The organism is Vibrio methylphosphonaticus (genome assembly GCF_023634655.1).
GTDB classification, from domain to species: Bacteria; Pseudomonadota; Gammaproteobacteria; order Enterobacterales; family Vibrionaceae; genus Vibrio; species Vibrio methylphosphonaticus.
Map to the genome: position 1 here is coordinate 1 of NZ_JAMKMS010000095.1, position 270 is coordinate 270.

1 rRNA gene is annotated in these 270 nt (G+C 54.4%); it reads left to right on the plus strand.

The annotated features are described in order from the left end of the window. Positions 1–270: ribosomal RNA gene (locus M9196_RS23400) — 16S ribosomal RNA — on the plus strand; the annotation flags it as partial.

Here is a 270-nt window from a genome sequence, read left to right on the forward strand (position 1 = left end):
AGCTAGCGATAGTGAGCGAATCCCAAAAAGTGCGTCGTAGTCCGGATTGGAGTCTGCAACTCGACTCCATGAAGTCGGAATCGCTAGTAATCGTGGATCAGAATGCCACGGTGAATACGTTCCCGGGCCTTGTACACACCGCCCGTCACACCATGGGAGTGGGCTGCAAAAGAAGTGGGTAGTTTAACCTTCGGGAGGACGCTCACCACTTTGTGGTTCATGACTGGGGTGAAGTCGTAACAAGGTAGCCCTAGGGGAACCTGGGGCTGG